This window comes from Streptomyces sp. 1222.5, assembly GCF_900105245.1.
In the GTDB taxonomy this organism is placed as follows: Bacteria; Actinomycetota; Actinomycetes; order Streptomycetales; family Streptomycetaceae; genus Streptomyces; species Streptomyces albidocamelliae.
In genome coordinates this window covers 807,547-812,607 of sequence record NZ_FNSZ01000001.1, presented here as the reverse complement: position 1 = coordinate 812,607, position 5,061 = coordinate 807,547, and the positions used below count along the sequence as shown (strand labels likewise).

Annotated in this window: 5 protein-coding genes; 4 read left to right on the top strand and 1 reads right to left on the bottom strand. The window is 71.8% G+C overall.

The genetic code is table 11. The annotated features are described in order from the left end of the window. Positions 1–19: 19 nt before the first annotated feature. The 4 genes from BLW57_RS03840 to BLW57_RS03825 all read left to right on the top strand — a co-directional run bounded on the left by BLW57_RS03840 (position 20) and on the right by BLW57_RS03825 (position 4,318). On the top strand, positions 20–295 hold the full coding sequence (locus tag BLW57_RS03840; RefSeq protein WP_218137956.1) for a phosphopantetheine-binding protein: 276 nt from the start codon (positions 20–22) through the stop codon (positions 293–295). Beyond that, positions 292–1,590 (top strand): beta-ketoacyl synthase N-terminal-like domain-containing protein, encoded by a 1,299-nt coding sequence (locus BLW57_RS03835; RefSeq protein ID WP_218138110.1) that lies wholly within the window; start codon positions 292–294, stop codon positions 1,588–1,590. The genes BLW57_RS03840 and BLW57_RS03835 overlap by 4 nt, the downstream gene beginning before the upstream one ends. A 116-nt stretch (positions 1,591–1,706) precedes the next feature. Continuing rightward, entirely contained in the window at positions 1,707–2,960 is a 1,254-nt protein-coding gene (locus BLW57_RS03830) for a cytochrome P450 (protein WP_093472143.1), read from the top strand. 56 nt (positions 2,961–3,016) lie between these two features. Further along, positions 3,017–4,318: a MalY/PatB family protein gene (locus tag BLW57_RS03825; RefSeq protein WP_093472141.1), complete on the top strand. Its 1,302-nt coding sequence runs from the start codon at positions 3,017–3,019 to the stop codon at positions 4,316–4,318. On the opposite strand, the gene BLW57_RS03820 is transcribed toward BLW57_RS03825, so the two are convergent. Next, positions 4,282–4,989 (bottom strand): Crp/Fnr family transcriptional regulator, encoded by a 708-nt coding sequence (locus tag BLW57_RS03820; protein WP_093472140.1) that lies wholly within the window; start codon positions 4,987–4,989, stop codon positions 4,282–4,284. The two genes, BLW57_RS03825 and BLW57_RS03820, sit on opposite strands and share 37 nt — an antisense overlap. Positions 4,990–5,061: the final 72 nt, after the last annotated feature.

Sequence of the window (5,061 nt, the reverse complement as noted above, 5' to 3'; positions counted from 1 at the left end):
CGAACCGGAGGTACCACCAGTGAACGGATCAGCCGCGAGCGTCCCCGGTCCGGACGGCGACGAGGAGCGTGTGCTGGCGGTGCTGCGCCGCACCACCCTGGAGATCGTGCCGGAGGTGGACCCCGCCCTGTTCACCCCCGACCGCACCCTGTCGGACCTGGGGTGCAACAGCATCGACCGTGCGGACATCGTCACCCTGACCATGGAGGAACTCGGCATCGTGGTGCCCGTGCACGAGTTCCACCAGGGCCTCGACATCGGCACGCTGGCCGCCGTCATGCGGAAGCGACTGTGAGCGGACCGGCGGGGGCCGGCGCCGTGGTGGTGACCGGACTCGGCGTCCTTGGCGCCATCGCGTCCGATCCCGGGGACCTCGCCGTCGCGTTGCGGACCGGCCGCGGAGCGCTCGCCGCGCCGCGGCCCCCCGAGGACGCCGGCGAACCCGGCGTGGCCTGGCCCGCGTTCACGGCCGAACTGGCGGCCGAGGACACCCCCGACAAGGCGCTGGAGGCGGTGCCCGACCTGCCGCCGGACCTGCGGACGCTCGCCCGCCGCACCGCTCTGCGCTCCCCGGTCGCCGTACGCGCCGCGGTCGTCGCCGCCCTCCAGGCGTGGCGGCACGCCGGGCTGCACCGCACGGCACCCCCGCCCGAGCGCGTGGGGATCGTCGTGGCGGGCAACAACCTCACGGAGCGGGTCACCGAGGACGGCCGGCTCCGCGCACAGCGCAGCGCGGCCTATCTGCCCGCCCGGTACGCCCTGCACCAGCAGGACACCGACCACGTCGGCACGCTCAGCCGCGTCCTCGGCGTCCGCGGCGAGGGATGCACCGTCGGCGGGGCCTCGGCGAGCGGCAACCTCGCCCTGGCCCACGGCTCCCGCATGCTGGCGGCGGGGGCGGCGGACGTCTGTGTGGTCGTGGGCGCGATGACCCGGCTGTCCACGCTCCAGACGCGCGGGTACCTCGCCCTAGGAGCCATGGCCCCGGCGGAGGGTTCGCCCACCCGAGCTCCCGCGCCGTTCGACACCGGCCGGCGCGGCTTCCACCCCGGACAGGCGGCGGCCTGCATGGTCCTGGAGTCCGCGCGGTCCGCCCACGGACGGGGGGCGACGGTGCTGGCCCGGCTCGCGGGGTGTGCCGTCGTCCTCGACGGCAACCATCTGGCCGACCCGTCGGTGGACGGCGAGGTCCGGGCCATGCGGGGCGCGCTGGCTCAGGCGGGCGTCGGCGCCGGCGACATCGGCTGGGTCAGCGCCCACGGCACGGGTTCGCCCCTCGGGGACCGGACGGAGGCCGAGGCCCTGCGCGAGGTGTTCGGGACGGGCGAGGAGGGACCGTGGATCAACGCGACGAAGGCCCTGTCCGGTCACTGCCTCGGCGCGGCCGGCGTCGTGGAAGCCGTCGCCGCGGTGGTGCAGCTGGGGGCCGGGTTCGTCCACCCCGATCCCGGCCTGCTGGATCCCGTCGACCCCGGGCTGCGGTTCGTGCGCGAGGAGGCCCGGCCGGTGCGCGACGGGTTCGTGCTGTCCAACGGGTTCGGCTTCGGCGGCATCAACTCCGCCGTCGTTCTCGCCCACCGGGAGGCGTGAAACGAGCGATCCGGGCCCGGTGATGCTCAGAAGTGAACAGAACCGTCGGACGCCGGGACGTAGCGTCGAAGCCCGTGCCGGTGCCGACCGCGGGTACAGCGAGGGAAGGGTGACACATGACGGACTCGACCGACACGACCGGGACGCAGGGGGAGCCGGCCCCGGCCCCCGGCGCGGAGCCACCGGCCTTCCCCCAGGAGAAGGCGCCCGGCTGCCCGTTCGACCCGCCCCCCGGGTACCGCCGGCTGCAGGCGGAGGACCCGTTCGCCCCGGCCACCCTGCCCAGCGGGCAGCGGGCGCGCGTGGTCACCCGGCACCGTGACGTCCGGGCCGTGCTGGACGATCCGCGCTTCAGCGCCGACAGCTCCCACCCGGACTTCCCCCGGATGTTCCCGCGTCCCGTGCCGCAGGTCCTCAAGGGCACCTTCCCCCGGCTCGACGGCGCCGAGCACCTGCGCTACCGCCGCATGCTCGCCCGGGACTTCACCGGCCGCCGGGCCGAGGAACTGCGCTCCCGGATCGAGCAGATCGTCGACGGCCGCCTGGACCTGATGGAGGCCGAGGGTGGCCCCGTGGACCTGATGGAGGCGCTCGCCTACCCCGTTCCGTCCACCGTCGTCTGTGAACTGCTCGGAGTGCCCGCCGAGGACAGTCCGCTGTTCGAGTCGCGCACCCGCGTCCTCATCAACGGCCGCAGCGGCCCCGAGGAGATGATGCGGGCCAAGGACGACATCCTCGACCACCTGGAAGGGGTGGTGGCGGCCAAGGAGAAGCAGCCGGGCGACGACCTGATCAGTCGGCTGCTCGTCGAGCAGGTGGCGCCGGGTCTGCTGGACCGCGCGGAGGTCGCGATCATCGCCTGGCTGCTGCTCGCGGCCGGCCACCACACCACGGCGACCATGATCGGAACGGGCACCATGCTGCTGCTCGAGAACCCCGGGCAGCTCGCCGCCCTGCGGGCCGATCCGGCCCTGATCCCCGGCGCCGTCGACGAGTTGCTGCGGCACCAGACGGCCATGCAGATCGGCATGAACCGCATCGCCACGGCTGATGTCACCCTCGGCGGAGAAACGATTCACGCGGGGGAGGGCGTGGTGTGCCAGCTCGCCACCGCCAACCGGGACGCCGACGTCTTCGCCGATCCCGACCGCTTCGACGTGACCCGTACGGCCCGCGGTCACCTCGCCTTCGGTCACGGACCCCACCAGTGCCCCGGACAGTCCCTGGCCCGCGTGGAGCTCCAGGTCACGCTCGGCCGGCTGTTCACCCGGCTGCCGGGACTGCGGCTCGCCGTCCCCGCCGCCGACGTGCCCTTCTGGCACCACCTGTTCGGCATCCACGGCGTCAAGGAGCTGCCGGTCACCTGGTGAGCCGGCATCGGCCCACCAGCGGCCGCCAGCCGCGCCCACCGCCCGGAGGAGGAGCGTTGTCGGAGGTACAGCGGGAGCTCATCCACCTGTTCGACGGTCTGCGTGCCGTGACGCTGTCCGGGCGGCGCAGCGAGAAGTGGCGGCGCTACCCGCCCGACATCCTCCCCGCCTTCATCGCCGAGATGGACTTCCCGGTGGCCGAGCCGGTGATCGACGCCGTCCGGGCGCACCTGACGGAGGGCGGGGACCTCGGCTACGCCTACGCCTACACCACCGACGCACCGGTGCAGCGGTCGTTCGCCGCGTGGGCGCACGAGAGCTGGGGCTGGCGGGTGGAGCCGGAGAAGGTGGTGCTGTTCCCCGACACCATGCGCGTGATGGAGGTGGCCCTGGAGCGGTTCACCGAGCCGGGTGACGCCGTCGTCGTCGACGTACCGGCGTATCCGCCGTACTTCGAGGCCATCGCGGCGGCGGGACGGCAGGTCGTCTCCCGGCCGATGCGCCTGCGCGGGGGGCATTGGCGGCTGGACCTGGAAGGGCTGGCCCGGGCCTTCCGGTCGGGAGCGGCGGCCTACTTCCTGTGCAACCCGCACAACCCCACCGGCCGCGTCCTCACCCGTGAGGAACTGCGCGAAGTGCTGGAGCTGGCCGCCGAGTTCCAGGTGGCGGTGTTCTCGGACGAGGTGCACGCCCCGCTCACCCACCCCGGGCACGGGCACGTACCGCTCGGCTCGCTGCCGGAGGCCGCCCGGGTGCCGACGGTGACGGCCGCCTCGGCGAGCAAGGGCTGGAACCTGTCCGGTCTGAAGTGCGCGATGGCCGTCGCCGGCCGGCCCGAGGACCACGACCGGCTCATGGAGATGCGCCCCAGGGAACGAGATGGCGTGGGCATCCTCGGCGTCAGCGCGAGCGAGGCCGCCTTCACGCGGGGCGGTCCCTGGCTGCGGACCCTGCGGCACTATCTGCACGGCAGCCGGCAGGTGCTGGCCGAACTGCTGGAGTCCTTCGGCCCCGACCTGGTGCTGGTACCCCCCGAGGCCAGCTACCTCGCCTGGCTCGACGGCCGCCGGCTGGCGGAGCGGCTGGGCACCGACGACCTGGCGGAGTTCTTCCTGAGCCGCGGGAAGGTCGCCGTCAGCGACGGCCGCGAATACGGGAGCGAAGGCTTCATCCGCCTGAACTTCGGCACCTCGCAGCGCTTGCTGGAGGAAATGGTCCGACGTATGGAGAAGGCCGTGCGGGAAGAGGTCCCGGAATCCGGCGGCGCCGATCCGGCGCCGCCGAGAAGTATTCCGGGATATCCGGCCCCGGTCTGCAGGTCCTACAGGCCGGCGGACAGCGAGGAATTCTCCAGATAATCCGTCAGTTCCGCTATATGAATGCAGAGGTGTGCGTCCTCGGTGCGATGCACCACGCCGGCAACCGAAAACCTTTTCAAAAAGTAGCCGATACGCGAACGGGTCGTCCCGACCATTTCCGCCAGCTCTTCCTGGGTTATCCGGTCGCGAATCAGTGCCGTCTGGTCCCTACGCTTTCCGACCTTCTTGCCGAGATTCACCAGTAACGCCGCGAGCCGGTGTTCGCTGTCCATCGTCACCAGGTTGGCGATCACCTGCTGCTGCTCCAGCAGCCGGCTCGCCATGTGGCCGATGAGCGCCTCGCGCAGGGGTGGGTCGCAGTCGTTCATGATCTGCGCCACGCGCACCTGGACCAGCGTCGTGACCTGCATGGCCTGTGCGGTCTCGGTGCGGTTCGCGGCCAGCACGCTGGATTCCCCGAACACGTCCCCGGGGCCGTGTATCGACAGGAGGCACTGTTTGCCGTCGCGTGTGTGGGTGAGTGTTTTGACCTGGCCGCTCTCGACGAGATAAATGTTCGCGTCGGGCTGGCCGAGATTGTAGACGTGTTCCCGCCGGCCGATGTGAACCCGCGTCCCCCTGATGGTGCCTCTCCCGGCCGCGTCCTGCAGTACGCCGGCCAGGCTTCGCTCGGTGTTACAGAAGGGTTCCATTCCGCTCCCGGTGATCATTTGTGGACCGGCAAAGCTGGTAGGTTGACCGTCATGTCTGGAATCTATTCCTGGGGCAGAATCTAAGACATC

Excerpts from the sequence above, each read along its gene's own strand:
- BLW57_RS03830 (WP_093472143.1), top strand. The coding sequence starts at position 1,707 with ATGACGGACTCGACCGACACGACCGGGACGCAGGGGGAGCCGGCCCCG.
- BLW57_RS03820 (WP_093472140.1), bottom strand. The coding sequence starts at position 4,989 with ATGATCACCGGGAGCGGAATGGAACCCTTCTGTAACACCGAGCGAAGC.